Raw genomic sequence first — 26,721 nt, 5'->3', positions numbered from 1 at the left:
GGTCCAAGTGACCAAACAAGACACCGGTCGCGCAACAATCAGTGAGATAGCCCTAGAAGCCGGAGTCTCAGTTCCCACCGTTTCCAAGGTACTCAACGGGCACGTCCACGTTGCTGCTGAAACTCGCGCCAGGGTAGAAGAAATCATCGCCCGGCGTGACTATTCGCGTCGACCGGCCAAGCGCCGCAAAAAGGCAGGTCTGATCGATCTGGTCTTTCCGGGACTCAGATCGGAATGGGCTCTGGAGATCATCGAAGGTGTGGAACGCGTAGCCCAAGATGCCGGATATGGAACTGTGGTCAGCAGTTTGTCGCTTGATGGTTCCCGGATCCGCCCATGGCTTGCCAACTTGGCAGAGCGCAAATCGGATGGTCTGCTCCTGGCCGTCTATGAGCTGGACGCAAAACAAATTCAACGCATCAAGTCACTGGGCATCCCGGTGGTGCTGATTGACCCCGTGGGGCAGCCGGGACCTGATCTGATGACTGTGGGGGCCGCGAACTGGGAGGGGGCCTTCTCGGCTGCGGAGCATCTGCTGGCTTTGGGGCATCGGAGAATCGGCATGATTGGTGGACGCCCCGATCTGCAGTGCAGCAGCGCGCGGGAGGACGGGCATCTGGCTGCGTTGCGACGCGCTGGCATTGAAATGGACCCGGCCCTGATTGTTCCCGGAGACTTTTCGATCGAGGCCGGCGAGGCAGGAACCCGCAAGCTTCTTGAGCTAGCGGACCGCCCCACGGCGATCTTCACCGGTAACGATGAACAGGCCTTGGGGGCCTACCGGGCCGCACGTGATGCCGGACTGCGCATTCCCCAGGACCTGAGCATTATTGGCTTTGATGACATTCCCGCCGCCGATTGGATCGAACCCGGGCTGACCACCGTCCGCCAGCCAGTTGTCCATATGGCTGAAACTGCCATGCGTGCGCTGCTGCGGTACTTGGATGGGGACGAGGAGCTTCCGCAACGGATTGAGCTCGGCACCGAGCTTATCGTCAGAGGCTCGACGGCGGCGCCCGCTCAAGGCTGAAGCAGCCGGCGGCCGCTAAAACTACGTGGATGGAAAAATGAGAGTTAGTACGGCCGCCAGTGCGGCGAGCAAAAAATGGCAGCCTGCCACGGACAGATATTTCATCCCGGGTGGCGCCAGCAACCCCACGGTCGTGCCGCTGGCAGCCGCACGGGGTGAGGGTAAGACGGTTGCTCTCACCTTCGACGACGGTCCCAATCCCGGCGAGACTACTGATGTCTTGGACTTCCTCCGAGAGCATGGCATTGTCGCCACGTTCTGTGTCATCGGCGAGAACGTCCTAGCACCTGGAGGCGCTGCACTGCTGCGAAGGATCGTCGCTGAAGGGCATGTGCTCAGCAATCACGGCACGTCATTTGCCGATATGGGGTCGTGGACTTTTCGCCATGTGGAACAGGACCTAAAATCAAACCTCATCATCATCAGGGAGGCTGTGGGAAATCCCTCTGCTCCCGTTCCCTATTTTAGGGCCCCGAATGGCAACTGGGGTAAGACCGCCGAGGTGGCAGCGGCTTTGGGCATGCAACCGTTAGGTCTGGGAAATGTCATTCATGATTGGGACGGCAACGATCTGAGTGTGCCAACGCTGACTGCCAATTTCCACGCAGCATTTACCCCTGGCGCCGTTATCTTGGCGCATGATGGCGGGGGCGACCGAAGGAATACAGTCACGGCGATGAAGGCGGTGGTACCGGAGAAGATTGCCGCTGGCTGGACCTTCACGCTTCCGGGAGTGGGCACGGCAGCATTCACAGGAGCCGTGCCGGGTCAGCTGCCGTCGGGCTCGTCCTGGCAGCGTGGGCACCAATAAATGTCCCGGGCGGCGCGGGTAGGAAAAGCCGGATCGGCCAATTTGTCATGCCGGATGAGCACTCCGCAGCGCTTGCATGGCTTCCCGGCCAGGCCATAGACCCACGATGCCGCCTCGCCTCGCGCAGGCCCACCCATGGTTGAACGTTGCGATCGATCCTTGTTTACCTCGAGCAGCCGCTTGGCCAGAGCCACCATCCGGGGAAGATCAGGCACCTCCGCAACCGCCATGGACGGGTGCACGCGGCTCAGAAAACACAGCTCATTTCGGTAAATGTTGCCGATCCCGGCCAGGTTTCGCTGATCCAGCAGCGCCAGCCCAATGGCTCGCCCAGGCTCAGTCAGCAGCCTGCGTAGAGCCTGGTCCGAGTCCCAGTCCGGTCCCAATAAATCCGGTCCAAGATGTCCGACGGCGTCTGCCAGCAACGCCTCCGGTAGGACTTCCAGCGTGCCCAGCGAAAAGCCCACAGCCGTTGCCAGCTCGGTTTGTAGCACCACCCGGGCGGTGAAGGCGGGCCGCCGCCACTTTGCCGAACGGCCGTTGATGGGTGCCGGGTAGATGTCCCAGTGCCCTTCCATGGACAGATGCGAATGGATCACCTGCCCGCCCACGAACATGAGCAGGTGCTTGCCCCGAGACTCCACCCGGGACACCAGCGCTCCGGCCAAGTCCAAGGTGGCATGTGCGGGAATTCTGAAGTCGCTGGACAACAATTCCTGCCCCTCAAGAACCACGCGCAGGTCCCGTGCCTGCCGCCAAACTGTATCTCCTTCAGGCACGGATCCGCACTCCTCTCGGGGAGCTGTAAGCCCCAGCGGCGAGCATGGCTGCGGCCAGCGGAGTACCCAATACCTCGCCGCCATTGACCTTTTCAATGGCCATCTTGTCGATCGCGCCTCGCTTGACCACGTTGACCAACGCCGTACCGGCCAGCGCCACCATGGATCCATCGTCGCTGAAGCACAACAGTGTACGCCCGCCGCGTTCCACGTAGAGGACCAATGCGCCGTCGACCATCACCACCAAGGCACCCGCCTTGCGCCCGGGCCTGTGCCCGGATTCCAGCGGCGGCCAGGGCAGGGCGGCGCCGTAGGGGTTGGCGGGATCAGTCGCGGCCAGGGCCAAAGCCTTCGGTGGACGCGGGTTCAGCGCTGCGTCCTCGCTATAGGTTCGCAGCCGATCCACCGTGGCTGGCACAGCAAACTGCGCCGCGCCGAGGTGCTCGATGAAGTAGCCGCGGCGGCATTTTCCGCTCTCCTCCAGCCGGGCCAGCACCTTGTACATGAGGCCGAAACCGCCCGGAAGTCCGTGGTTCATGACGGAGCCGCGCGTCACCACCCCATACCGGTCCAGGAACAGTTCGGCGAGGGCGTGACTGCGCAGGGTGGTTTGGGCACTGTCGGTTTCGGTGACGGGGGCCGGCAATAAGCTCCAGCGCCCGGCACCCATAGGCGGGGCGCCGCGCTGCACGCCTGGGGCCCGACCAGGCAGGCGTCCATAACGGCCGGCGCGGGCAGGGCGCAGCCGCGAGGGCGGGGCTTTTTGCTTGTGCGCCGTGTGCCCGCCAGATAAGAGAGCCCGGACCGGGGCGAAAGTGTCATTGCTGATCCGTCCGGCCCAGAACAGCTCCCACAGCGCGGACAGCAGATCGGTATCGGAGGCGGCCAGATCCGGGCCATCGGCCGTCATTTCGCGCAGTTGGTGGAAGAAGTAGGCGCCACCGGTGTGCAGCGCGTCCATGATGCGTTCGTGAAATTCGGTGGGCGTGAAATCCGCCGTTGCTTGGAGTGTCAGATCCACCGAATCCGCAATATGAAGGCTCATCCAGCCATCATTTGAGCCCAACGATCCAGCGCCTGAGACCAGCACTTCACCGGTGGCCGTCAGCTCATCCAGCATGGCGGGGGAGTAGTCGGCCACGCGTGCAGCCAGCACCAGCGGTTCCCACGCCGATGCCGGAATGGGCACGCCAGCCAACTGGTCCACCACCGTCAGTACGCCGTCCAAGCCCCGCAGAGCCGGGGTTCCTGAGGCGGATGTGACATGCTGCCAGGCAGGCAGGAACCGTGCAAAGGCTGCCGCATCAACAGGTTCAACTTCGGCACGCAGTGCCGCCAGTGATCTGCTGCGCAACTGCCGCAGAACCTGAACATCGCACCATTCCGTGGCACCATTTTCGAAACCAGGGCCCGCAGCGGCGAGGGTCCCCTCGCGAGCGTGCGAGTGATGGGAGCCGCTGGGCATGAACTCACCTTCGGTGACGCGCCTGTCGGCAGCCAATCTGGCCAGTCCGGAATGTACGACGGCTACACCGAGTCCCAGCCTCGCCGCGGCTTCCGCTGCCGTGAAGGGTCCGTGGGTGCGGGCGTAGCGTCCCAGTAAATCACTGAGCGGATCGGCCACGGGTTCAATGAACGCCAGCGGAACACCCATGGGCAGCGGAATGCCAAGGGCATCGCGCAACCGCGCCGCATCCTCAATGGCGGCGTACCGCTCGTGACCTGCCATATTGACCCGCAACGCGCGGTTCGCGGCGAGCAACCCAGAAAGGTGAGAGGCCGCCAGCGCCAGATGCGCCTCGGCCTCACGCTGCTCCTGCGTCGCTGCCTCGGAGCTGCTCTGCGCCACAGGCTGGGCCTGGGCCTGGGCCACAGACTCGGGTGAGGCTGCGGTGTCAGGGGAGTGCCCGGCGTCGGACTGTTCTTGGCGTTGGGGAACCTCAGGAAGTAACCGGGCGGCAACCTCCGCGACGCTCAACGGGCCCAACAATCGGAGCAGATCTGCCACTCCTTCAAGGCCACGCACGCGGCGATCGGCGTCGCCACCAGCACCAGCCAGGCGCTGCAGTTGATCCTCGGTGGCGGCGATGACAGCCGGGTCAAGGAGTTCGCGCAGCTCGGCCCGGCCCAGCAGCTCATCCAGCAGCGCCGGATCGAGGGAAAGGGCGGCGGCGCGGCGTTCGGCGAGCGGGGAATCACCCTCGTAGAGGAAGCTGGCCACATAGCCGAACAGCAGCGAGCGGGCGAAAGGGGAAGGTTCATTGGTGGTGGTTTCCACGATCCGCAGCTCGCGCCGCTCGATCGAGGCGGCAATGTCCTTCAGCGCGGGCAGATCGTAGACATCCTGCAGGCATTCGCGCACGGTTTCGAGCACGATCGGGAACTGCGGATATTTGCGGGCAACATCGAGCAATTGGGCCGAGCGCTGGCGCTGCTGCCACAGGGGCGAACGCTTGCCCGGATTCTGCCGGGGGAGCAGCAGTGCCCGGGCGGCACATTCGCGGAAACGGCTGGCAAAGAGGGCAGATCCGCCCACCTCGGCCGTGACGATTCCGTCCAGTTCTTCAGGGTCAAACATGAATAAGTCGGCGCCGGGTGGCTCATCGTCCATGAGGGGAACGCGCAGCACAATGCCGTCGTCAGAAGCCATGGCCGAGCCGTCGAGGCCATAGCGTTCGTGCAGGCGGGCTGCCACTGCCAGCGCCCACGGAGCATGAACCGGCATGCCGAAGGGACTGTGCAGCACCACGCGCCAGTCGCCGAGCTCATCGTGGAAGCGTTCCACCATGAGCGTCTTGTCATCGGGAACGGCAGTGGTAGCGGCCTTTTGCTCGTCGAGATAGCCAAGCAAGTTATTGGCAGCCCATTCATCCAAGCCGGTGGCCTCGCAGCGTTTCAGGGCCTTTTTACGGGGGGCTGCGCTGACTTCACGGATGAAGGCACCCAGCGCACGGCCCAATTCAACCGGGCGGCCCAGGGAATCGCCCTTCCAGAACGGCAGCTTGCCGGGTTGACCGAAGGCGGGGGAGACCAGCACGCGGTCAAAGGTGATGTCCTCGATCTTCCAGCTTGTGGCGCCAAGGGCAAAGACATCGCCCACCCGGGACTCGTAGACCATCTCCTCATCGAGTTCGCCCACGCGCCGGCCGCCCTTGTTGGCAGTTCCGGCTGCGCCCGGCTCGTCTGATCCAATAATGAAGACACCAAAGAGGCCGCGGTCCGGGATGGTCCCGCCGGAAGTGACGGCCAGCCGCTGGGCTCCGGGGCGGCCCGTGATGGTGCCAGCCGTGCGGTCCCAGACAATGCGCGGACGCAGCTCGGCAAATTCATCAGAGGGGTAGCGTCCGGCCAGCAAGTCCAGCGTGGCATCGAAGGCTGACCGCGGGAGGGCAGTAAAGGGGGCGCTGCGCCGCACGGTCTCAAACCACTCATCAACGCCGATGGATTCCAGGGCCGTGGCGGCCACGGTCTGCTGGGCAAGGATGTCCAGCGGATTGGCGGGGATCGAGAGCGGTTCGATCTGGCCGGCCAGCATCCGCTCCACAGTGACCGCAGAATGCAGCAAATCAGCGCGGTGTTTGGGGAACAGCAGGCCTTCTGAAATCTCGCCCACCTGGTGCCCGGCACGTCCCACCCGCTGCAGCCCACTGGCCACCGACGGCGGAGACTCCACTTGGATCACCAGGTCCACAGCCCCCATGTCGATGCCCAATTCCAGACTGGACGTGGCTACAACGGCGCGTAGCCGCCCGGACTTGAGATCGTCCTCGATCAGTGCCCGCTGCTCCTTGGACACCGAGCCGTGGTGCGCCTTAGCCAGGACGTTGGGGGCACCCGCCACGGCCCCGGCCTGGGCCATCATCTCCGCCGGCAGGCGTGCAGGGGAGTGTGCAGGGGACGCAGGGGTCCGCCACGGGTCCGAGGAGGAGGCAGCGCCGTCGATCCCCACCAGCTCCCCGGCCTCGCCCGCTCGGCCGGGGTCCCTCGCTGGCGTGGGCCCGGCGGCGTCGTCCGTCAGTGAAGAACTAGCGGACTCAGCCAGTTCAGCCAGTTCCAGCCGCTCCAGATAAATCTCGTTGAGCCGCCCGGTCAAGCGCTCGGCCAGACGGCGGGAGTTGGCGAAGATGATGGTGGACTTTTTGGCCAGTACGGCGTCCACAATCTTTTCCTCCACATGCGGCCAGATGGAGGCGTTCGGCTGCAGTCCGGAGGCTGGGCCGAGATCGTGGGCGGCGGCGAGGGCGGGCAATTCCGTCATGTCCGCGACAGGGACCGTGACGCCCAGGTTCCACGTCTTGGTGCTGGCCGGAGCAACGATGCTGACCGGGGCCTGACCGCCCAAAAAGCGGGCCACCGTTGAATGCGGCTCCACCGTGGCTGACAGCCCGATGCGTTGGGCAGGAGTTTCCAGGAGCGCATCGAGGCGCTCAAGGGATACGGCCAGGTGGGCTCCGCGTTTGGTGCCGGCGACGGCGTGGACCTCGTCGATGATGATGGTGTGGACGGCTGTGAGTGTTTCGCGTGCCTTGGAGGTCAGCATCAAATAGAGGGACTCGGGGGTGGTGATCAGAATGTCCGGCGGATGGCTGAGTAGGCGGCGGCGCTCGTTGGTGGGCGTGTCCCCGGATCTCACTCCGACGCTGACGGCTGGGGCGTCTAGTCCTAGCCGGGCAGCTGTTTGGGTGATGCCGATCAAAGGAGCGCGCAGGTTCCGTTCAACGTCCACGCCGAGGGCCTTCAAGGGGGAGATATAGAGGACGCTGGTGCCGCGTTTGGCTGCTGTGGCAGCCGAATCCGGGGAACTGCTTCTGGCAATGAGGCCATCCAAGGCCCAAAGAAAGGCGGCCAAGGTTTTACCGGAACCGGTAGGTGCCACCACAAGAGAGTGCGCCCCGTTGGATACGGCGTCCCAGGCGCCAGCTTGGGCCGGGGTTGGCGAGCCGAAGGCGCCCAGAAACCACTCGCGGGTCGGTTCCGCGAACTGGCTCATTGCGCTCATTTTGCTTGTTGCGTCCACGGCTCCATCATGCCGCATGCCACCGACATTGTGCGTCCGGCGCGATGGGAAAAGCTGTTCCCAGACAAACACTCAGTCAGCAACAACGCCAGAATTTGTCTTCTGGTCCAGCAGTGTCGGTGGGGCGCGGTAATCTATCGGTAGGAGCGGCAAAGATTGCCGGGGCCGGTCCGTCATGTGAAACGTGCCTGCCGATACACCTGATACAGACAATCTGGGGAGGTCGTAGGGCAGTGCAGACACGCCATGTGGGGAATAATTGGGTTCCCTTGTTGGGTTTCGCGCTCCTCTTTTTGATCTCCGGAGCCATCAGTATGATGACCCAACACGGCAACGGTGCCGACGCTGGCTTCTTGGCCGCAGGCACCCTGATAGCGTGTGCCGGCAGTGCTGCTTGGCTGTGGAAGCACCCCTCATGGTGGATTGCTCCGCGCAACCACTACCTGTACCTTGCCGGCGGCACGGCGTTGGGCGTTGGGCTGTCCGCCTTATTGCCGTTTCTGAATGGCGCAGGGCCTTGGATGGTCCTGGGTGCAGCCATTGTGGTTTATGGATATTTTGAACGCTTGCGGCTCCTGATGACACTCGGCTCAGGGGTGATGCTGGCGGGCCTGCTCGCTGCGCTGATCCGCACCGATATCTTGGGTGGCGCACTGCACTTGCTGACCACCGCCATGCTGGCCATCGGCGCTTACCGGCTGCACATGATGCGCCACGGGCGCCGCCGGGAATCGGCGGACAGTGAGCCGGACTTCATTGGTTCCTTCGAAGAGTTCGACCGCGATGAGGCGAACCGGCCCTAAGTTCGAAGTGGCACGCTGAAGAGGTTCAGCGTGGTCCATTCTTAATGGACGGACTTGAATTACGGGCCGCGCGTGCGTGGGTGTGGTTTATCAAGAGGGCTTTTGACAGGTATTTTCTTTCGATATAAAACTAATGAATGAATTCTGACTCTTCCTACATGCAGCTGCATCGCGGCGGCACCTCAGTCATTGTTGATCTGAGCACAGCAGGCCTCCCTACGATCATCCACTGGGGGCAGGCAACAGGTGTCCTATCCTCGGATGAGCTGAGCTCCCTCGCCGTAGCCTCCCGCCCGCAACGTGTATCGGGTGGTATTGATGTTCCCGCCAGATTGACACTCCTGCCTCAGGAAACCTTTGGTTGGCAGGGCTCGCCGGCGCTTCAGGGGCAGCGTGAGCGCACAGCTTGGGCCAGCGCATTAAGCACGACGGCGGTCACCTCCACCGCGCACGGCCTCACCATCACCGCAGAAGACTCCGCAGCCGAACTGCGGTTGGTTACCGATCTGGCTCTCAGTCCCCATGGTGTGCTGCGCCAACGGCACACTCTGACGAACTTGGGCTCCACTGATTATCAGCTGCACCAGCTCGCCACACTCTTCCCGCTGCCCGCGACGGCTACCACTATTCAGGACGCCACTGGGCGCCATTTGAAGGAACGGTCCGCCCAGCAGCGGCCGCTCACCGTCGGTGCGCACGTGCGCGAAAGCCGCCGAGGTCGTCCCGGCGCGGACGCCACGCTGCTCATGCTGGCCGGTTCTGCCGGCTTTGGTCATCGCAGCGGCGTGGTGCACGGTGTGCATCTGGCCTGGAGCGGCAACCATCGGCTCAGCGCCGAACGCACCATCACCAGCGATAACTTCCTCACGGCTGGGGAGCTCCTGCTACCGGGCGAAGTGGTCCTGGCTCCGGGCGAAAGCTACGCGACGCCGTGGGCACTGGGCTCCTGGGGTATCGGGCTGGACGAGTTGTCTGGGCGTTTCCATCAGGATCTGCGTCAGCGTACCCAACATCCCACTCGGCCTCGCCCCGTCACCTTGAACACCTGGGAGGCCGTCTATTTTGACCACGACCTTGCCACCTTGTCAGCTCTGGCAGACAAGGCAGCCGCCGTCGGCGTGGAACGTTTTGTGCTCGATGACGGCTGGTTCTTGGGTCGCCGCGACGACACTGCCGGCCTAGGCGACTGGTTTGTTGATCCCGCAGTGTGGGCCGAAGGTCTTAGCCCCATCATCAACCACGTCCACGAGCTTGGCATGGAGTTTGGCCTCTGGTTTGAACCCGAAATGGTCAATCCTGATAGTGAGTTGGCCCGCAATCACCCTGAGTGGATTCTGCACGCAGACGGCCGTTGGCCTGCCAGTGGCCGCCAGCAGCAAGTGCTCAACCTGGCGCATCCGGAGTGCTTTGACTACCTACTGGGTCGCGTTGACGCCATCCTCTCCGAGTACCCCATTAGCTACATCAAGTGGGACCACAATAGGGACCTGCTGGACGCCGCCGATCCGCGCACCGGCCAAGCCGCCGTCAGGGACACCACCTTGGCGCTGTACCGTTTGCTGGGCGAGTTGAAGTCCCGGCACCCCAACGTGGAGATTGAAAGCTGCGCTTCCGGTGGTGCCCGCGTGGACCTTGGGATCTTGGATTACACGGACAGGATCTGGACGAGCGACTGCATCGACCCGATCGAGCGGCTCGACAACCAGGCCAACACCGGTCTGCTGATCCCCTATGAGCTGATGGGCGCCCACATTGGTGGGCCGATCTCGCATTCCACCCGCCGCCAACACAGCCTGGGGTTCATGGCCCGCACAGCCATCTTTGGCCACTTTGGCATCGAATGGAACATCACCGATATCAGCGAGGAACAAACTGCGGAACTGGCCCAATGGGTGGGCTTCCACAAGGAGAACCGGACTCTTTTCCACACCGGCGTTTCGGTACACGCAGATCTCGCCGATCCCGCCATGGACCTTCGCGGTGTGGTAGCCCAGGACGGCAAACGCGCCATCTTCGCCCTCACCCAACGCGAAGCTTCCATCACCTACCCTTCCGGCCGGATCACCCTGCCCGGTTTGTCCCCCGAAGGCCGCTACCGCGTGACCTTGTCACATCCTCTTGATGACGAAGTTGGCAATGGGCAATCCCCGCTGGACTGGCCACTGCACGAAAGCGTGCTCTCGGGCACCGTCCTAGGCACCGTGGGCATACAAGCCCCAGTCCTCTTCCCGGAACAGTCGGTGCTCATCATGCTCAGCCAGGCTGACGCCTAAGTAGTACCAACTAGCAAAACGGAGAGCAACAGCTCACTGGTGGGCGGGCCCTGAAGAGGATCTGCCCACCAGCCAAACGGGAGCAGACCACCATCGGCGAGTGCCGCCGTCGTACGGGTCAGGCGGATTCGCGCCACACGATAGTCGTTTCCAAGTACACCCCGTCCCGGTTGATCTCCTCGCCCCGCAACTGAGCCAGTACCAGTTCGGCGGCTTGCGCACCGAGTTCGGAGGCGGGCTGGCGCACGGTGGAGAGTGGGGGATTGGTGCGCTGTGCCCAGACGCTGTCATCGAAGCCGACAATGGCGATATCCTCAGGCACCCGGCGGCCAATCCGTTGCAGAACGCTCAACGCGCCCGCAGCAACGGCGTCGGAGGCAGCAAAAACAGCATCGATGGTGGGGCAGCTTTCAAGAAGTTCGCGCATTCCGGTAATTCCAGCGTCAAAGGAGAAATGCTCCACCTTCGCGACGTGCTCCGGGCGATAACTCGATCCCATGGCGTCCGCAAAACCGGCTAGTCGATCGGCTCCCGCTGCGCGACCCAAAGCAGAAGCGATCATGCCGATCTGCGTTCGCCCAGAGGCCTTGAGCCGTGCAGTAATTTCTGCCGCGGCCTTTTTGTTGTCGATGGATACGAAAGGAAGCGGGCGATGATTGGGCGGCAGCCCCACAAAAGCCGAAGCCATGGCCAGCTGCTCAATGAGCTCCGTGATGGGATCATTCTCGCTCGCTGAAATAACAATGGCGCCATCGATGGATCCGCCGTTGAGGTACTGCCCAATCCTGTTGACATCCAGCTCGGAATCAATAATCAAACACACCATTTGATACCCGGCTTGGGAGAGCACGGTATTCGCCCCGAGCATGATCGAGCCGATGTTTGGATCTTCCAGGAACAGCGCATGCGGCTCGTGAATGAGCAGTCCCACGGCTTGAGAGCGTTGCCGCACCAAGTTCCGGGCAGCCATGTTGGGGACATAGCCAACTTCCTTGATGGCTTTGTTGACGGCAGCCCGTGCCTCATCGGAAACATAAGGCTCTCCGTTGAGGACCCTACTCACTGTTCCCCGTGAGATCCCTGCAACCGTTGCAACGTCAAGAATGGTTGCGCGCTTTTTTCTGCCGGGTGAAGGAGTCATTCCACCACCTTACCGGGGCCAAGATGGATGTAGATATTGCTAATAATTTGACATCTTTGTGACGCCCACCATAGTCTGTGTACGTTCACAGAAAACCGAGGCGTCGCATTGACCGCTCATGCCTGTGAACGTTCACAGAGGCGTGAGGCGCTGGCTGTGAATCATCACTTCGCACCACGTAAGGATTTTCATGCACAGCACACACGAGGGGCCTCCCCGTCCAGTCATCGACTTGGAATCCGGGATGGCCTTTGGGTGCGACTACAACCCGGAACAATGGGATCCGGCTGTTTGGGTTGACGATGTTGCCGCGATGAAGCAGGCAGGCGTCAACTTTGTTGCTATCAATATTTTTGGCTGGTCACATCTTGAGCCACGCCAAGGTGAGTACAACTTCACCAACCTCGATGCCATCATCGACTTGCTGCATGCCAATGGAATCAGCATCAACCTGGGAACGGCAACGGCCTCGCCGCCGCCTTGGCTGACAACCACTTTCCCGGAGGTTCTGCCCAAGGTCGAAGATGGCACCCGGCGGTACCCGGGCGGCCGGCAGGCGTTCTGTCCCAGCTCACCGATCTACCGCCACCATGCCGCCCTGCTCGTCGAGCAAGTAGCCCAGCGCTACGGCAGTCATCCCGCCGTGGCACTGTGGCATGTGTCCAATGAAATTGGTTGCCACAACGCACACTGCTATTGCGAAACCTCCGCTGAGGCGTTCCGTGACTGGCTGATGAAGCGCTATGAGAGCCTTGATGCACTCAACACAGCGTGGGGCACCGATTTCTGGAGCCAGCGGGTTTCGCACTGGAGTGAAATCTGGACACCCCGGCTTACCCTCTCCAGCCGCAATCCCGGGCAGAGCATGGATTTCCGTCGCTTCAGTAGCGAGGAACTGCGCAGCAACTACCTGCTCGAAGCGGACATTATTCGCCGCCACAGCGACATTCCCGTGACCACCAACTTCATGGTGACCGCCCACATCCGCAACATGGACTACTTCACGTGGACAGCGGACATGGACATCATCGCCAACGATCACTACTTGGATAACCGTTTGGGTGAACCCACCACGGAGCTGTCGTTCTCCGCAGACCTCACCCGCGGACTGGCCCAGAATGCGCCGTGGATTCTCATGGAACACTCCACCGGCGGCGTGAACTGGCAGCCGCACAACCTTGCTAAGGCACCGGGCGAAATGATGCGCAACTCCTTGGCCCATGTGGCCCGTGGTGCCGACGGCGTTTGCTTCTTCCAGTGGCGTGCCTCCCTTCAGGGATCCGAGAAATTCCATTCCGCGCTCATGCCCCATGCGGGCAAGGACAGCCAACTCTGGCGCGACGTTGTGGAACTGGGTCAAACCGTTGCCGGCTTGGCCGAGGTTGTTGGCAGCCGCGTTGAATCCAACGTTGCCTTCGTGTTCAGCTGGGAATCCTGGTGGGCGGTCGACGCCGAAACACGTCCCTCCGCCGCGATCTTCTACTTGAAACAGGCCCACGCGATCTATGCGGCCTTCCATGCACAGGGCATCACCGTGACCATGGTTGCCCCGGGTTCCGATCTGAGCGGATTCTCGATCGTCGTTGTCCCCACGCTGTACATGATCTCCGATGAACACGCCGCACAGATCAATGATTATGTGCACAACGGCGGTCACGCGGTAGTTACCTTCTACAGCGGAATCGTTGACGAAGAAGACCGTGTACGCACCGGCGGCTACCCAGGTGCCTTCCGGGACATGCTCGGGATCCGCACGGAAGAGTTCGCACCCCTGCTGCCGGAGCAGGTTCTGGAACTCTCCGATGGCCGGACGTCCTCGCTTTGGGCTGAAAAGACCACCTTGCACGGGGCTACCGCCGTCACGTCCTACGTTGCTGGGCCAACACCCGGCGGCGCTGCCGTCACGGTCAACAATTTTGGCCAAGGACGCGCATGGTACCTCGGAACCGTCCTAGACCCGGCCGGCTTGAGCGCCGTGGTCCGCAACGCGCTCGACGGCGCAGGCGTGACACCAGTTGCCCCCGAGGCTGACGCCAACTTGGAAATGGTGCGGCGCTCGAGTGCTGATAATTCATATTTGTTCGTCATCAACCACAGCCAGCAAGAGCGCAGCGTGTCCACCACGGGGCACGAGATTCTCACCAAGACTGACATTTCCCAGACACTCACGGTTCCTGCGGGATCCGTACGTGTAATCCGAGAGGAAGTAATGCCATGAGCCGCACTGAACTGCTCAACGCTGAGCCCGCGGTGCTTGAAAACCGGAAGCCGAAGAACAAATTCAAGAAAGCGATCGTACTCTTTGTAGCACCGTTCGGCGTGCTCTTCCTCTTGTTCTACTTAGCTCCCATTAGCTACGCCCTCTACCAATCATTCTTGAAGGTGGACAGGCAAGGCACCTTTGGGAAGGCGAAAGAAGTATTCGGTGGCTTCACCCAATACATCGCCGTTTTCCAGAACGGACCCTTCTGGGAATCCATCGGCAGGGTCTTCTTGTTCGGTGCCGTACAGGTTCCGGTCATGCTGGGATTGGCGCTGCTCTTTGCCTTGCTGCTGGATTCTCCGCTGGTTCGCGGTAAGAAATTCTTCCGCCTAGCGTTCTTTGTGCCGTACGCAGTCCCGGGCGTCATCGCCGCCATCATGTGGGGCTTTTTGTACTCGCCCAACCTCTCACCGTTTACAGAAGTCACCAGCAAGATCAATTTCCTCTCGGCAGACTTGGTGTTGTGGGCCATGGCCAATGTGGTGACCTGGGTCTTTGTTGGGTACAACATGCTCATCATCTACTCGTCGCTGTTATCCATCCCGACGGAGATCTATGAGGCCGCACGGCTCGACGGCGCCGGACAGCTGCGCATAGCGCTGTCCATCAAGATTCCGCTGGTAACTCCTGCCATCATCATGACGGCCATCTTCTCCATCATTGGAACACTGCAGCTTCTTGCCGAACCTCAGGTTTTCCGCACATTCAGCTCCGCCGTCAACAGCACCTTCACTCCTAACCTGGCGGTGCTGACCACCTCGTCCATCCCGAACATCCACTTGGCTGCGGCGATGTCTGTTGTCCTTGCATTGACAACCTTCATCTTGTCTTTCGCCTTCCTTAAGTTCACCCACCCGAAGGGCAACTGATCGTGAATAAGCAAGCAACGAGCCCTTCGAAGCCGAACAGCCGACGGCGTGAACCCGCCTTGACCTATTCCAAGGCCCGCGGCCCCCGCGAACAGATGCTCCCGCGCATGGGCGCCATGCTCATCATGGCGGTCTTTGCCTTTTACTTCCTCATCCCAATCTGGTGGCTCTTCGTTTCCGCAACGAAGTCCAAGGGCGATCTGACCAGCACCAACCCGCTCTGGTTCTCAGAATTCAACTTCTTCGAGAATGTTGGCAATGTCCTGACATACCGCGACGGCGTATTCCTGCGCTGGATCGGCAACAGCCTGGCGTACGCCGGCGGTGGTGCACTTATAGCTACGGTGCTTGCCGGAATGTGCGGTTACGCTCTGGCTAAGTACAGCTTTAAAGGCCGGGAGTTGATCTTCAATGTCATTCTTGGCGGTGTGCTGGTTCCGGCAACAGCCTTGGCCCTGCCGCTGTTCCTCATGTTTAGCCAGGTCAACGCGACCAACACATTCTGGGCCGTATTCCTGCCCAGCATCGTGAGTCCGTTTGGCGTCTACTTGACCCGTATTTACGCCGGATCCAGTGTCCCCGACGAGCTCATGGAAGCCGCCCGATTGGATGGTGCCAGCGAAGTACGCACCTTCTTCAGCGTTTCAGTGAAGCTGATGTTCCCGGCTTTGGTCACCGTTTTCCTCTTCCAATTCGTAGCGATTTGGAACAACTTCTTCCTTCCGCTGATCATGCTGCGCGATGAAGGAAACTTCCCCGTTACCCTCGGGCTTTACACCTGGAACTCTCAGATCAACCAAATCCCCGAACTCCGGATGTATGTACTGGTCGGCGCACTGCTATCGATCATTCCGCTGATCATTGCGTTCTTGTTCCTGCAGCGCTTCTGGCGCAGCGGACTTGGCGCCGGCTCAGTCAAATAGTTTTCACCCCTGCATTTTCTTATCCCCCTAAAACAATCACTTCAAGGAAGAAATGAAACCCTTTAAAAGCGCCATCGCAGTCGCCGTCCTTTCAGCCATTGCCCTCACCGGGTGCTCGAGCAGCGATTCGGGCGACACCGCCGGTGCCGCAATCCAATGCACGCCCGCGGATGGCCCGGTAACACTGTCCTTCACATCCTGGATTCCCGGGATTGAAGACGTGGTTGATGTTTGGAACAAGGCCAATCCAGAAATCCAGGTCAAGGTGCAGACCGGGCCGAACGGAAACAGCGGAACGTACCAGAACTTCTTCAACCAGCTCAAGGCCGGCAACGCCCCGGACCTTGGACAAGTTGAATACGATGCTCTGCCCAACTTCCGCGTTCAGGACGGCCTGACCAACATTGCCGCGTGCCAGGACGTAGCTGACGCAGAAAGCACCTTCATTCCGTGGGCCTGGAACCAGGTCAGTTTCGGCGAAGAGAACGCCGCCTACGGAATCCCTCAGGACACCGGCCCCATGGCGCTGTTCTACCGCAGCGATCTCTTCAAGAAGAACAACATTGCTGTTCCCACCACGTGGGAAGAGTTCGAAAAAGCTGCCGTTGAAGTCCGCAAGACCGGCAGCTACATCACCAACTTCTCACAGAACGATGTCAATCAGTTCGCCGGCCTGGTGTGGCAGACGGGTGACACCTGGTTCAAGAACGACGGCGACAAGTGGAACGTGGCGCTGACCGGCACCGGAAGCACCACCGTAGCTGACTACTGGCAGGATTTGATTGACCGCGATCTCGTATCCAGCTTCCCCGGCTGGACGTCGGAGTGGGACAACGCCTACAACACGGGCAAGGTCTGGAGCTGGAACTCTGCAGTATGGGGCGCAAACTCCATCGCTTCCGGAGCACCTGACACCGCAGGAAACTGGAGCGTTGCTCCGATGCCGCAGTGGAAAAAGGACGATAACACCAGCGGTAACTGGGGCGGTTCCTCAACCGTTGTCTTCAACGGTTCTGAGCACCCTTACGAGGCCACCAAGTTTGCACTTTGGCTCAACACCTCAAGTGAATCCCTGACCATGCTTAACGAGTCTGCGAACCTGTACCCGGCTACAACGGCCGGCCTGGACCTGCCTTCACTCAAGGAAGGCGTCGAATTCTACGGCGACCAGAAGATCTATGACATCTTCGCGGCCTCGGCGAACCAGGTTTCCAGCACATTTGTCTGGGGTCCGACCATGACTCAAACGTACAACAGCGTTTCAGACGGCTTCAAAGCAGCCGTCACCGGCAAGGGGACTCTTACGGATTCGCTGAAATCCGCTCAAGAAGCAACCATCAAGGAACTGAAAACTCAGTCCATTCCCGTTGCTGAGTAATTACCCGATTGCCTAAGTAAGTGCCGTTCAGGCACATAAAGTGAACTGGTGCCCCGCAGGAATTCCTGCGGGGCACCAGTTCATTTTAATTTAACTGGGGCAGCACTGCATTCGGAACTTTTCGCAGACGATGTTCCGCCACGATAGCGGCGAACCGCCCCTAAGATCCGGCAATAGCGGGTTCGGGCCGCTTACGGCATGAACGCGCCGATCGACAGCAGTTTAACGTCGTCATTGCTGCACGCCGTCAACGGGTGCCCAATTTCAAGGCTGTCGGTGGCACTCGGCGGGTACACAAGAATGGAGTCAGCTTGCACGCGCTGGCAGTTCTGGTAATTGCCTGCCTGGGTATAGCGCAGAGTGGCGGCCGCGCTCTGGCCCGGTGTCAGCGTGATGGGACCATTCGACGGCGCCGCAGGATCCCGATCCGCCGGTGCCCCGATCGGAGTGCTGCTTCCAGCGGCCTCCATCGAAACGCCCGGGTAGCCGTCCAGAATGCAGGTGGCTCCCGACGTATTCGTCACTACCAGCTTCATGTAGATATGACCTGCCGCCCCGCCACCACTGTCATCGAGAGAGCCTTTCAGTGAGGCTGCCGGGCATAGCGCTGTGGCTTGGTCTGAGGGGGTTGTGCTTGCTGTGGCTTCCGTGGCTTCCGTGGCTTCCGTGGTTTCCGGGCTGCCCGGGCTTGCCGTGGACGACGGCGTTTCCTCCGCCGTGGGGGCAGCTGAACTTGCGCTGGGGCTGGAGGTTACGGGGCTGCTGGTGGAATCCGGGGCGGTAGGCGATGCAGCAGGAGTCCCGGGGGTGCACGCAGCCAGTGAGCCGCTTAACCCGATGACCGCGGCTAGGGCAAATGCCGTACCCCACTGGCGTCGGTTGGAAGTGGTCCGCAGGGAGGTAGTCATGTCACCACCTTTGCGCGCCTCGATACCCGAGTCAACTGTCCCCGCCGCATCGATGCGGCACCAATTAATGGGGCCGCACCGACGCGTTAGCGCAATTGCGCGGCTGCTACGCCTTTTTAGAGCTTCGCATGAAGGCTAATCCGCCCAGGATCAGCCCAGCCAACCCCGCACCCAAGCCAACCCATGCAGCCCAGGAGGTGCCGCCGTCGTTCTTCTGTGCAACTTCAGAACTGGCGGCGGACGTGGTGCCGTGACCGCCGTGGGAATCCTCCGCCACTGCCTTCGTGACGGTGAAGGCAGGGGCGGGCGCATCGACAGAATCGTGGTCGGCACCAGCGGCCGGGATGTCCTTCCAATCGGTCTGACCCGTTTCACACTTCTGCAGGGTAGGGAAGTTCAGGGTAGTCCCGGCGGCCTCCGGCAGCTGCAGAGAGAGCGTGAAGGTGTCGCGCTCGTGGTCAGCCAGCGGAGTCTTAGCTGTGTAGGTGATGGACTGGGTGCGCTCGCTGATTTTGCTGCCGTTGGCCAAGGTGCGGGGGGTGTCCAGCTTCTGCGTGGCCGTGCTGATGGTCCAGTTCGGGTTGACAGTGGGGGTGGCCTCGTTCAGCTCCTCGGGCAAGGTGATGGTCATCGAGGTAGTGGAAGAACCATCGCAACCGTGGCCCACAGCAAACGTGACCAGGGTGTAGGCGCCGGCGGCCGTTTCCGTGGGTGTGGCGCTGACGTGAGCCGAGGCGCTGCCCAGCCCCACCAACATCAACGTGCTGGTGGCGCCGACGGCGAGGGTGGTCTTGAGGGTACGGGAAAAACGCATGATGAAAACCTTTCGAACGCGCAGATGCGCAAAAAAATACAGGGATGGCACCCTGCGATGAGTTCGAAGGGTGCTAGGCGAATACTGCTGCCGAAAGGGGCGGTCCGCGGCGTGTATTGGGGCGTAAATTGCGCCATGGAAGGCGCGGCAGCGGGCGTGGGACCACGCTTGAGGGCACCGATTGCACCGGAACAACCAGGACAGCGGTGGCGCATTGGTAGATCGGGCGAAGCCAATTCGCCAGGGACCAGAGGGCGTTCTCACCGTAAGCCAGCAGGCCCGCTGTGGCGAGAGCTGCCGCGAGGTGGGCGGCCCACATCCAGCCAGCAAGAGGCCCGGAATGGCTCAGGATTTCCATGCCCGACGGCGCCAAGCCCGGTGTTGCAAGACCTGGTGCAAATGCGGCTGCCAAGGCGGCAGAATCGTGCGCTTCAGCGGACATCCCGTGATGGTTCAGTGCTTCTGCGCCCGGGCCAAGCAGAGTGTGAGTGCCGTGCGAGAGGCTTTCAAAGCCTTGGTGCAGGACTGCTTGGCTGCTGACCAACAGAGCCATCATGACGGGCAGAGTCAGCTTGAACTTCGTGGCCACAGTGGTGAACAAGATGTGCAGAGCCAGTAAAGCGGCCATGATGGCCGGCGCGGGCAGCGTACCTCCAGCAACCACGTGTGCTGCGGCTGCCAGACCAAGGATGGTGGCACCCATGACAGTGGTTCGGAGCAGCCTAAAGGGAGCGTGTGGCACGGGGCTCCCTTCGCATCAGCTAGTGGATATAGCTTATCGAGGAAAAGTACCCTGTTGCACCTCGGGAGATCCAGGGGCTGCAGCAGCGGCGGATGCCGCTGCAGTTCCCGGCGCTGCCGGAGCTGTTGACGTACGGGCCGTCCCTGCCGCGCCTGCTGCGCCGGGCAGGCGGATAGTAAAGGTGGTGTGCCCCGGCACGCTGGTTACGGCTACGGTTCCATGGTGCGCGCGCACAATGCCCTGCACAATACTCAGACCGAGCCCGGTACTGCCGGAGGTGCCGGTGCGGGCCTGATCTGCGCGCGAGAACCGGTCAAAAACGACGCTCTGGAACGCAGGGTCGATCCCGGGGCCGTTGTCGCTGACCTCCAACAGGCACCAGTCATCGGGGGTGTGGGACAACGCTGCGTGGACTGCCGTTCCTGCCGGCGTGTGCTTGGCGGCGTTGGCCACCAAATTCAGCAGTACCTGCCGCAGGGCCGTATCTTCACCTAAGACCTCAACGGGTTCATCGGGTACCGCAAAGCTCCAGATGTGATCAGGGGTGGCCACCTGAATATCGCGGACAGCTTCCATGACCAGCGGGCTCATGTTCACGATGGTGGGGGCGCCCATCAGTTTTCCGGCTGTTCCAGTCCCGGTGCCGCCAGCCAGCCCGGTCTCGTCGAGTCGGGCCAACGTCAGAAGATCCTCCACGAGCCGACTCATCCGCACCGATTGATCCTGCACACGGTCCAGTGACGTTTGGCCGTCCGGGGTCAGCTGCTCGGTCATGGCCAGCAATTCGGCATAGCCACGGATTGCGGTCAGGGGTGTGCGCAGCTCGTGGCTGGCATCGGCCACAAAACGGCGCAGCTTGGTCTCGCTATGCTGCCTGGCTTGAAGTGCATGGGAAACGTTGTCCAGCATGGCGTTGAACGCGTGGCCAACATTGCCCACCTCGGTTCCTGGGTGAGCCGCGGCGTCGGGGACCCGGGCACTCAAGGCGACCTCTCCGGCGTCGAGCCTGAGCGTTGAAACTTTGGTGGCGGTATCCGAGAGTTGCGCGAGTGGGCGCATGCTGCGGCGGATGATGGCGGTGCCGGCCCAGCCTAGTGCCATGAGTCCAGCCAACGAGACCAGCACAATCGAGAGCACCAGCGTGGACAGCGTTTGCTCGGTGGCGGCGAGGGGCAATCCGGTGATGAGGCTGTCGCCGTTGGGCACTGCTTGCGCCTGCAGCCGGTACTCGCCGATGGAGAGCTCCTTGGTGCTCAGGCCACCGTCGGATGAGAGGCTGGCGAGGATGTCGGCGTCGGCCGTGGTGAGCTGCTGGCGCGCTCCCGTTCCGGAGAGGATGGCTGCATAATGTACGACGCCGTTGCTCAAGACCGCGCTTAACTGGCCTGCGCTGGTGGCACGGGCATTGAGTGGGTCCGGCCGACCGGAAGTGGTTTGGCTGGTGTAAAAGGAGACGGTACGCACGGAGGCTTGCTGCAGGGAGGAATCGAGCTGACTCCTGACTGTCATGCTCAGAGTCGAGTAACTCACCATGCCCACCAGGGCGCAAATGACAGTAAGCAGGGCCAACATGACGGCTACCAGGCGGGTGCTCAGGTGCCAGCTGGTGGGGTGGATGAGTTTGCGTGTTGTGCTGCCTATTGACATGGCTTGATCACGTAGCCGGAGCCGCGAACAGTGTGCAGCATCGGCTCCCTATTGGCGTCGACTTTCTTGCGTAGGTAGGAGATGTAGAGCTCCACAATGTTGCTTTGACCGCCGAAGTCATAGTTCCAGACGCGTTCCAGAATGCGGGCTTTGCTCACCACATGACGGGGGTTTTCCATGAGGAACTTGAGCAGTTCAAATTCGGTGGCTGTCAGAGTGATCTCGGTGCCGTCGCGCTGCACGGCCTTGGTGTCCTTGTTGAGGGTCAAGTCTCCTACCGTGAGGAAGCCGAAGCTGGGCGCAGTGATACCGGAGCGCTGGACAATCCGGTGGAGCCGTAGCAGGACTTCCTTCATGCTGAACGGTTTGCTGACGTAATCGTCGCCTCCTGACTGCAGGCCGCTGACCTTGTCTGCGACGGCGTCCTTGGCGGTCAGAAACAGAGCGGGCACCTCGGGGTAAATGGTGCGGATCCGTTGGAGCAGTTCCACGCCGTCCATGCCAGGCATCATGATGTCCAAGACCAAGACGTCTGGGACAAATTCGCGGGCGATCTTCAACGCCTCAAAACCGTCGTGAGCCGTGGCGACCTCCCAGCCGGTGATATCCAAGCCGCGGCGCATCAGATCTGCCAGCTCGGGCTCGTCATCCACTACCAGGGCACGGATGGGTTCGCCGTCGGCGCGGGTGAGCCTGGGCAGAGCGGCGGGTGCTGCTGCGGAACCCCGGGCGGGAGCTTGTGCGGGAGTTGCCGCTGATGCTGCAGTGTTTACCGGCATGTTTGCTGGGGTGTCTGCCGGAGGCGAGGACGGGAATGTCATGTCTTTATTCTCTGGTACCGGCCACGAGGTTCACTGTATGGACCCTGTGTGTTCTCTGTGTCCTTGTGGCCTAGGCTGGCCTCACATCTGTCCAGATGAATTTTTGTTATTGGAAATACTAGAGATCCGTTGAGGGCACTATGAGTGGCAATTTTTCTGTGATGAGCAGTAAGAGTCGTTGGCGGCCATCAAAGTCCTTTTGGATTACGGTGGCGATCTGGCTCCTGGTTTTGATTATTGCGTTGCCGTCAGTTGGATTCATTGGCTGGCTGGTGCTCTTTGCGCTGTTCCTTGTTATTTCTGCGCTCTATTCACTCATTACGGGCCGCCCATCGTGGCTGGGCCTCCCACGCCGTAAAAGTGCTGGAGCTGCAGTTGGGGTTGGGCTGGTGGCGTTGATTGCAGGCGGGATGATGCTGCCGGCCACGGAGCCAGCTCCCACGGCCATCGCTCCACTGGCCGAGATGAATGCTGCCGTGACAACCTCGGCCACTCCGTCACCCAGCCCAACACCCAGCCCGGCTCCAAAGTACGTATTGCTCGAAAAGTGCCTTGAGGACGGCGAATCTGTCGTGGAGGGGCCGGACACCTTTGTGTGCACACTCGATGATGAGGGCGTGCTGGTTTGGATGGGGGAGAGTGATTCGCAGAAGCTCGTAGCGCAGCGGGCTGAGGAGAAACGCGTTGAGGTGAAGCGCGTTGCGGATGAAAAGGCAGTGGCGCAGAAAGCCGCCACAGAAAAGGCTGCCGCCGAAAAGGCGGCTACTGAGAAAGCAGCAGCACAAGAGGCTGCCGCAGCGAAGGCCGCGGCTGATGAAACTGCGCGTGTGGCCGCCGAACAAGCAGCCCAGAAGGCGGCACAGGAACAAGCGGCCCAGGAGCAGGCCCCGGCGATTCAGCCTCTTGTTGAGGTGCCGGCTGCTGTCTACTATGCAAACTGCACGGAAGCCAAGGCCGCGGGGGCGGCTCCTCTCTATCGAGGGGACCCTGGTTACCGTTCCAAGATGGATGGTGACAGCGACGGAGTGGCCTGCGAGCGCTAGTCAAGCACGTTAGTTGCGGGTTCCCGGCAGAAGAAAGCAAAAGACGCCCATCGGCATGCCGATGGGCGTCTTTGTAAATCTTCTGTAGTTCTTAGAGACCGAACCAGATCAGCAGTGCGAAAAGAATGATTCCGCCGCCTACTGTGTAAATGCCGACGATGCTGCCGGATCGGCTGCCATGGTCCTCATCCTGCTCGTGTGACGCAGACTTGTTTTTAGCTTCGGTGCTCAATGGTTTCCTTTGTTCGACGGCCCCATGAACCCGGGCCGGGGATCATCGTTGCATTGGTGCCCCGCAGGTGTGGTGCGCAACGAAAAAAGCTTGCCGACTAGGTCGGATATCTCAGCTTACCAATTTCCTGTTTGGGGCTCCAAGCCGCAGCTGCTGACTGGGCAAAACAAAACCCCCGCCTCCCTTATAAACAAAGGGAAGCAGGGGCCTTGCAACTTGGCGGTGACGGTGGGATTTGAACCCACGTCAGGCTCTCACCTGAACAACATTTCGAGTGTTGCACCTTCGGCCGCTCGGACACGTCACCAACGCGTCAACCTTACCGGGTCAAAGCCCAACTGCAAAAATGGGCCTCTGCAGCCGATCGTTAATACGGCATGATGGCCGTATGGACAGTGCAACGCAACGTGCTTGGAACTGGCATAAACAAGGCCTGGACGGCTCCCTCCTGGGCGCCACGACCGCGGAAGTCCTCAGCACAGCCGGGTGGGCGCGCTCTATTGGCGGTGCTAATCCCTACCTGACGCTCTTCGCCCGCGCGGGCATCCGCCGCGAGCAAGCTGACGCGGACTTGGCTGCCTTGGCCATCCATGAACTTCCGACGGCGCGCGGCTGCACCTACGTGCTGGGCTCGGACGACTTCGCGTGGGCCCTGTCCCTTGGCCAGGGAGCCGCAGAGGCGACGGCGAAAGTATTAGACAAGCTCGGCGTCGACCGTTCCGAGATGCAGGCGCTCGCCGACAAGACCCTGCGGCTCCTCGAAACCGCCGACGGCCCGCTGGACCCGAAGCAGCTCAAAGAGCAGTTAGGCGATGCAGTGCGCAGCCTAGGGGAGGAAGGCAAGAAAAAGGGCGCCTCCACCACCCTGCCCACGGTCCTTGGGTTGCTGCAGGCCGACGGTCGCATCCGCCGCGTGCCCGTCAACGGCAGGCTCGATGTGCAGCGCTACGCCTACACGGCGTGGGCCCTGCCAGCGCCGCGCGAATCGCCGGAGCAGGCCAGGACCAAGCTCATGGAAAACTACCTGCGCTGGACTGGTGGTGCCACGCTCAAGCAGACCCAGTGGTTCACGGCCTTCACCGGGGCTCAAAGCAAGGCCGCGCTCGCAGCCCTGGGCGCCGTGGAATCCACCGTGGTGGATTCGGGCGGGCTGTGGATGCTTCCTGCAGACGTCGAAGCTGCCGCGAATTTTGCACAGCCCCAGCAAGAACAGATTCAGCTGCTCGCCGGCTCTGACTCCCTGTTCCTCTTACGCCGCAATTCGGCGGACCACGTCGCCGAAGAGGACAAGGGCCTGGGCATCGGCAAGGAAAAGCTGGCCCTGACCGCGGACCTGCCGGACCACCCCATCGTGGACCGCGGCCGGATTATTGGCCTGTGGCAGTACGATCCCGGCGCCGAACGCATCGCGCACTGGACCTTCCAGCCACCCACGGAGGCCGTGACGCGGCGCATTAAAGAGGTTGAGACCTTCATTCGGGAGGACCTCGGCGACTTCCGCTCGTTCAGTCTGGATTCGCCGTCGAGCAGGCAAAAGCGGATCGACGCCATCAACGCGGCGGCACGCTAAGGAAAGCAGGGATGACAATGCGCACGGTGAACAAGATGTGGTCAGTGGCGGCGGCGACGGCGCTGCTTAAGGGTGCGGCAGTGACAGGCTGTTCGGGGCCTCCCGGGGCGGCGCCGTCGGACTCGGGCTGCATGCCGCCGCCCTTTTCCCTGAGCGAAGAATCGGCTAGCCCTGGTGGCAGCCTCATTGTTCAAGCGCAAGACGCTGACTGCGATCCAAGGTACGGCGAGGACGCTCAAATTCACCTTGAGGTGCTGGACTCCTCCGGAGCGAAGATTGTGGAGCTCCAAGCCCCGATGAACGACGCCGGAGGGTTCAGTGCAAAGCTAACGCTCCCCAAAACTGCCGCCCCTGGCCAAGCAACTGTCTCGGCCTATCCTTACAATCTGGACTGGTGCGATGACACCGGGAAAAACAACCGCGTGGCTCGTGTGGGGATCGAACGGGTTTCCTGTGTGCAGCCAGTGGTTCCGCTGACCATCACGGCCGGCCCTTAGCGGTGGCTACCAAAAAAGTCCTTGAGTAGTGCCGCGCATTCGTCCTCACGCACACCCGGGAAAACTTCCACCCAATGGTTGAGGCGGCGTTCGCGGAGCACATCAAACACTGACCCGGCCGCGCCCGCCTTTTCATCCCAAGCACCAAAGACCACCTTCGGAATTCGCGCCAATACAATAGCCCCGGCGCACATGGTGCAGGGCTCCAGCGTCACCACGAGCGTGCAATTAGCCAGCCGCCATTCACCCAATTTCGCGGCAGCCTCACGGATAGCAACTACTTCGGCATGCGCCGTCGGATCTCCATGCGCTTCGCGTTCATTGCGGCCCAAACCCAGGATTTCCCCGTCCGGTCCAAGCAGGACGGCGCCAATGGGCACGTCCGCCGTGAGTAAGGCCCGTTGCGCTTCAGCAAGGGCAATACCCATCCATTGGGCGTGTATTGCCGTGGTAGTGGTCTCGATTCTTGGGATTTCTGGGGAATTGGACACGGCTCAATGGTAGCTTTTATTTATGCGCGTATTCGTTGCGGATCATCCGCTTATTGCCCACAAGTTGACTGTTCTTCGAGACAAGAACACACCGTCACCGATTTTTCGTCAGCTGACTGAAGAACTCGTGACGTTGCTGGCCTATGAGGCGACTCGTGAAGTGCGCGTAGAGCCCGTGAACATCCAGACGCCCGTGACCAATGCCATTGGCACCGGCCTCGTCAAGCCGACGCCCCTGGTCGTGCCGATTTTGCGCGCTGGCCTCGGCATGCTCGAAGGCATGACCCGCCTGCTGCCCACTGCCGAAGTTGGTTTCCTGGGCATGGCACGCAACGAGGAAACCCTCGAAGCCATCACCTACGCCGAGCGTCTTCCCGAAGATCTGACCGGCCGTCAGGTGTACGTCCTGGATCCCATGCTAGCCACTGGCGGCACCCTGATCGAGGCGTTCAAGTTCCTCTTTGACCGCGGCGCTGCTGACATCACCTGCATCTGCCTGCTCGCAGCACCGGAAGGCCTCGCCAAGCTCGAAGCCGCCCACGGCGACCGCGACAATGTTCACGTGGTTCTGGCCTCCATCGATGAGGGTCTGGACGAGAACTCCTACATTGTTCCGGGCCTCGGCGACGCTGGCGACCGACTCTACGGCGTCGTGGACTAATCCCCACC

General features: G+C 61.4%; 22 protein-coding genes and 1 tRNA gene. 12 read left to right on the top strand and 11 right to left on the bottom strand.

Features of this window, described 5'->3' with window-relative positions; genetic code table 11:
- Positions 1-7 precede the first annotated feature (7 nt).
- Both CXQ93_RS12585 and CXQ93_RS12580 read left to right on the top strand, forming a co-directional pair.
- Positions 8-1,030: a LacI family DNA-binding transcriptional regulator gene (locus CXQ93_RS12585; RefSeq protein WP_104110784.1), complete on the top strand. Its 1,023-nt coding sequence runs from the start codon at positions 8-10 to the stop codon at positions 1,028-1,030.
- A gap of 37 nt (positions 1,031-1,067) precedes the next feature.
- Entirely contained in the window at positions 1,068-1,841 is a 774-nt protein-coding gene (locus CXQ93_RS12580; protein WP_104110783.1) for a polysaccharide deacetylase family protein, read from the top strand.
- Here the strand turns inward: CXQ93_RS12580 and CXQ93_RS12575 are convergent.
- Positions 1,799-2,620 carry a DNA-formamidopyrimidine glycosylase family protein gene (locus CXQ93_RS12575; protein ID WP_104110782.1) on the bottom strand — a complete coding sequence of 274 codons (822 nt, stop codon included), beginning with the start codon at positions 2,618-2,620 and terminating at the stop codon, positions 1,799-1,801. The two genes, CXQ93_RS12580 and CXQ93_RS12575, sit on opposite strands and share 43 nt — an antisense overlap.
- Positions 2,613-7,619 carry a DEAD/DEAH box helicase gene (locus CXQ93_RS12570; protein WP_258069001.1) on the bottom strand — a complete coding sequence of 1,669 codons (5,007 nt, stop codon included), beginning with the start codon at positions 7,617-7,619 and terminating at the stop codon, positions 2,613-2,615. The genes CXQ93_RS12575 and CXQ93_RS12570 overlap by 8 nt, the downstream gene beginning before the upstream one ends.
- 266 nt (positions 7,620-7,885) lie before the next feature.
- Here CXQ93_RS12570 and CXQ93_RS12565 point away from each other — a divergent pair, with 266 nt between their 5' ends.
- Positions 7,886-8,440, top strand: coding sequence for a hypothetical protein (locus tag CXQ93_RS12565; protein ID WP_146073222.1), 555 nt, complete (start codon positions 7,886-7,888; stop codon positions 8,438-8,440).
- Between the two features lie 137 nt (positions 8,441-8,577).
- Positions 8,578-10,713, top strand: coding sequence for an alpha-galactosidase (locus tag CXQ93_RS12560; RefSeq protein WP_181036150.1), 2,136 nt, complete (start codon positions 8,578-8,580; stop codon positions 10,711-10,713).
- 118 nt (positions 10,714-10,831) lie between these two features.
- Here CXQ93_RS12560 and CXQ93_RS12555 read toward each other — a convergent pair whose 3' ends face one another.
- Positions 10,832-11,854, bottom strand: coding sequence for a LacI family DNA-binding transcriptional regulator (locus CXQ93_RS12555; RefSeq protein WP_104110778.1), 1,023 nt, complete (start codon positions 11,852-11,854; stop codon positions 10,832-10,834).
- A gap of 190 nt (positions 11,855-12,044) precedes the next feature.
- Between CXQ93_RS12555 and CXQ93_RS12550 the strand changes: the two genes are divergently transcribed.
- From CXQ93_RS12550 to CXQ93_RS12535, 4 genes are all read left to right on the top strand, one after another.
- The gene (locus CXQ93_RS12550) at positions 12,045-14,072 is read left to right on the top strand and encodes a beta-galactosidase (protein ID WP_104110777.1); all 2,028 of its coding nucleotides are present in this window, start codon (positions 12,045-12,047) and stop codon (positions 14,070-14,072) included.
- The gene (locus tag CXQ93_RS12545; RefSeq protein ID WP_104110776.1) at positions 14,069-14,986 is read left to right on the top strand and encodes a carbohydrate ABC transporter permease; all 918 of its coding nucleotides are present in this window, start codon (positions 14,069-14,071) and stop codon (positions 14,984-14,986) included. Before CXQ93_RS12550 ends, CXQ93_RS12545 begins: the two co-directional genes overlap by 4 nt.
- Before the next feature lie 95 nt (positions 14,987-15,081).
- The gene (locus CXQ93_RS12540) at positions 15,082-15,909 is read left to right on the top strand and encodes a carbohydrate ABC transporter permease (RefSeq protein ID WP_181036161.1); all 828 of its coding nucleotides are present in this window, start codon (positions 15,082-15,084) and stop codon (positions 15,907-15,909) included.
- A gap of 52 nt (positions 15,910-15,961) precedes the next feature.
- Positions 15,962-17,287: an extracellular solute-binding protein gene (locus CXQ93_RS12535; protein ID WP_104110775.1), complete on the top strand. Its 1,326-nt coding sequence runs from the start codon at positions 15,962-15,964 to the stop codon at positions 17,285-17,287.
- A 191-nt stretch (positions 17,288-17,478) separates the two neighbouring features.
- On the opposite strand, the gene CXQ93_RS12530 is transcribed toward CXQ93_RS12535, so the two are convergent.
- The 5 genes from CXQ93_RS12530 to CXQ93_RS12510 form a co-directional block, all read right to left on the bottom strand.
- Positions 17,479-18,195 (bottom strand): DUF4232 domain-containing protein, encoded by a 717-nt coding sequence (locus CXQ93_RS12530; protein WP_104110774.1) that lies wholly within the window; start codon positions 18,193-18,195, stop codon positions 17,479-17,481.
- Between the two features lie 106 nt (positions 18,196-18,301).
- On the bottom strand, positions 18,302-19,009 hold the full coding sequence (locus CXQ93_RS12525) for a YcnI family protein (protein ID WP_104110773.1): 708 nt from the start codon (positions 19,007-19,009) through the stop codon (positions 18,302-18,304).
- A gap of 73 nt (positions 19,010-19,082) precedes the next feature.
- Positions 19,083-19,751 carry a hypothetical protein gene (locus CXQ93_RS12520; protein WP_104110772.1) on the bottom strand — a complete coding sequence of 223 codons (669 nt, stop codon included), beginning with the start codon at positions 19,749-19,751 and terminating at the stop codon, positions 19,083-19,085.
- A 33-nt stretch (positions 19,752-19,784) separates the two neighbouring features.
- The gene (locus tag CXQ93_RS12515; RefSeq protein WP_104110771.1) at positions 19,785-21,398 is read right to left on the bottom strand and encodes a cell wall metabolism sensor histidine kinase WalK; all 1,614 of its coding nucleotides are present in this window, start codon (positions 21,396-21,398) and stop codon (positions 19,785-19,787) included.
- Positions 21,389-22,219, bottom strand: a complete 831-nt coding sequence (locus CXQ93_RS12510; protein ID WP_258068983.1) for a response regulator transcription factor — start codon at positions 22,217-22,219, stop codon at positions 21,389-21,391. Before CXQ93_RS12510 ends, CXQ93_RS12515 begins: the two co-directional genes overlap by 10 nt.
- A 161-nt stretch (positions 22,220-22,380) precedes the next feature.
- Between CXQ93_RS12510 and CXQ93_RS12505 the strand changes: the two genes are divergently transcribed.
- On the top strand, positions 22,381-23,262 hold the full coding sequence (locus CXQ93_RS12505; RefSeq protein ID WP_258068981.1) for an excalibur calcium-binding domain-containing protein: 882 nt from the start codon (positions 22,381-22,383) through the stop codon (positions 23,260-23,262).
- A gap of 91 nt (positions 23,263-23,353) precedes the next feature.
- On the opposite strand, the gene CXQ93_RS20665 is transcribed toward CXQ93_RS12505, so the two are convergent.
- Both CXQ93_RS20665 and CXQ93_RS12500 read right to left on the bottom strand, forming a co-directional pair.
- Positions 23,354-23,494, bottom strand: a complete 141-nt coding sequence (locus CXQ93_RS20665) for a hypothetical protein (protein ID WP_181036149.1) — start codon at positions 23,492-23,494, stop codon at positions 23,354-23,356.
- Between the two features lie 217 nt (positions 23,495-23,711).
- A tRNA-Ser gene (locus CXQ93_RS12500) sits at positions 23,712-23,801 on the bottom strand.
- Between the two features lie 81 nt (positions 23,802-23,882).
- On the opposite strand from CXQ93_RS12500, the gene CXQ93_RS12495 reads away from it, so the two are divergent.
- Positions 23,883-25,064 (top strand): winged helix DNA-binding domain-containing protein, encoded by a 1,182-nt coding sequence (locus CXQ93_RS12495; RefSeq protein ID WP_258068980.1) that lies wholly within the window; start codon positions 23,883-23,885, stop codon positions 25,062-25,064.
- A gap of 11 nt (positions 25,065-25,075) precedes the next feature.
- Positions 25,076-25,561: a hypothetical protein gene (locus CXQ93_RS12490; protein WP_258068978.1), complete on the top strand. Its 486-nt coding sequence runs from the start codon at positions 25,076-25,078 to the stop codon at positions 25,559-25,561.
- On the opposite strand, the gene tadA is transcribed toward CXQ93_RS12490, so the two are convergent.
- Positions 25,558-26,052: a tRNA adenosine(34) deaminase TadA gene (gene tadA / locus CXQ93_RS12485; protein ID WP_374953406.1), complete on the bottom strand. Its 495-nt coding sequence runs from the start codon at positions 26,050-26,052 to the stop codon at positions 25,558-25,560. The two genes, CXQ93_RS12490 and tadA, sit on opposite strands and share 4 nt — an antisense overlap.
- Positions 26,053-26,074: 22 nt before the next feature.
- On the opposite strand from tadA, the gene upp reads away from it, so the two are divergent.
- Positions 26,075-26,713: a uracil phosphoribosyltransferase gene (gene upp, locus CXQ93_RS12480; protein ID WP_104110768.1), complete on the top strand. Its 639-nt coding sequence runs from the start codon at positions 26,075-26,077 to the stop codon at positions 26,711-26,713.
- The last annotated feature ends 8 nt before the right edge of the window (positions 26,714-26,721 follow it).

It is taken from the genome of Arthrobacter sp. N199823, assembly GCF_002929705.1.
Taxonomy (GTDB): domain Bacteria; phylum Actinomycetota; class Actinomycetes; order Actinomycetales; family Micrococcaceae; genus Specibacter.
This window is presented reverse-complemented; position numbering and strand designations above follow the sequence as displayed.

What these genes read in the sequence shown, in the direction of transcription:
- CXQ93_RS12580 (WP_104110783.1), top strand. Translation starts at nt 1,068, where the DNA reads ATGAGAGTTAGTACGGCCGCCAGTGCGGCGAGCAAAAAATGGCAGCCT.
- CXQ93_RS12570 (WP_258069001.1), bottom strand. Translation starts at nt 7,619, where the DNA reads ATGAGCGCAATGAGCCAGTTCGCGGAACCGACCCGCGAGTGGTTTCTG.
- CXQ93_RS12560 (WP_181036150.1), top strand. Translation starts at nt 8,578, where the DNA reads ATGAATTCTGACTCTTCCTACATGCAGCTGCATCGCGGCGGCACCTCA.
- CXQ93_RS12555 (WP_104110778.1), bottom strand. Translation starts at nt 11,854, where the DNA reads ATGACTCCTTCACCCGGCAGAAAAAAGCGCGCAACCATTCTTGACGTT.
- CXQ93_RS12550 (WP_104110777.1), top strand. Translation starts at nt 12,045, where the DNA reads ATGCACAGCACACACGAGGGGCCTCCCCGTCCAGTCATCGACTTGGAA.
- CXQ93_RS12545 (WP_104110776.1), top strand. Translation starts at nt 14,069, where the DNA reads ATGAGCCGCACTGAACTGCTCAACGCTGAGCCCGCGGTGCTTGAAAAC.
- CXQ93_RS12540 (WP_181036161.1), top strand. Translation starts at nt 15,082, where the DNA reads ATGCTCCCGCGCATGGGCGCCATGCTCATCATGGCGGTCTTTGCCTTT.
- CXQ93_RS12535 (WP_104110775.1), top strand. Translation starts at nt 15,962, where the DNA reads ATGAAACCCTTTAAAAGCGCCATCGCAGTCGCCGTCCTTTCAGCCATT.
- CXQ93_RS12530 (WP_104110774.1), bottom strand. Translation starts at nt 18,195, where the DNA reads ATGACTACCTCCCTGCGGACCACTTCCAACCGACGCCAGTGGGGTACG.
- CXQ93_RS12525 (WP_104110773.1), bottom strand. Translation starts at nt 19,009, where the DNA reads ATGCGTTTTTCCCGTACCCTCAAGACCACCCTCGCCGTCGGCGCCACC.
- CXQ93_RS12515 (WP_104110771.1), bottom strand. Translation starts at nt 21,398, where the DNA reads ATGTCAATAGGCAGCACAACACGCAAACTCATCCACCCCACCAGCTGG.
- CXQ93_RS12510 (WP_258068983.1), bottom strand. Translation starts at nt 22,219, where the DNA reads ATGACATTCCCGTCCTCGCCTCCGGCAGACACCCCAGCAAACATGCCG.
- CXQ93_RS12505 (WP_258068981.1), top strand. Translation starts at nt 22,381, where the DNA reads ATGAGCAGTAAGAGTCGTTGGCGGCCATCAAAGTCCTTTTGGATTACG.
- CXQ93_RS12495 (WP_258068980.1), top strand. Translation starts at nt 23,883, where the DNA reads ATGGACAGTGCAACGCAACGTGCTTGGAACTGGCATAAACAAGGCCTG.
- CXQ93_RS12490 (WP_258068978.1), top strand. Translation starts at nt 25,076, where the DNA reads ATGACAATGCGCACGGTGAACAAGATGTGGTCAGTGGCGGCGGCGACG.
- upp (WP_104110768.1), top strand. Translation starts at nt 26,075, where the DNA reads ATGCGCGTATTCGTTGCGGATCATCCGCTTATTGCCCACAAGTTGACT.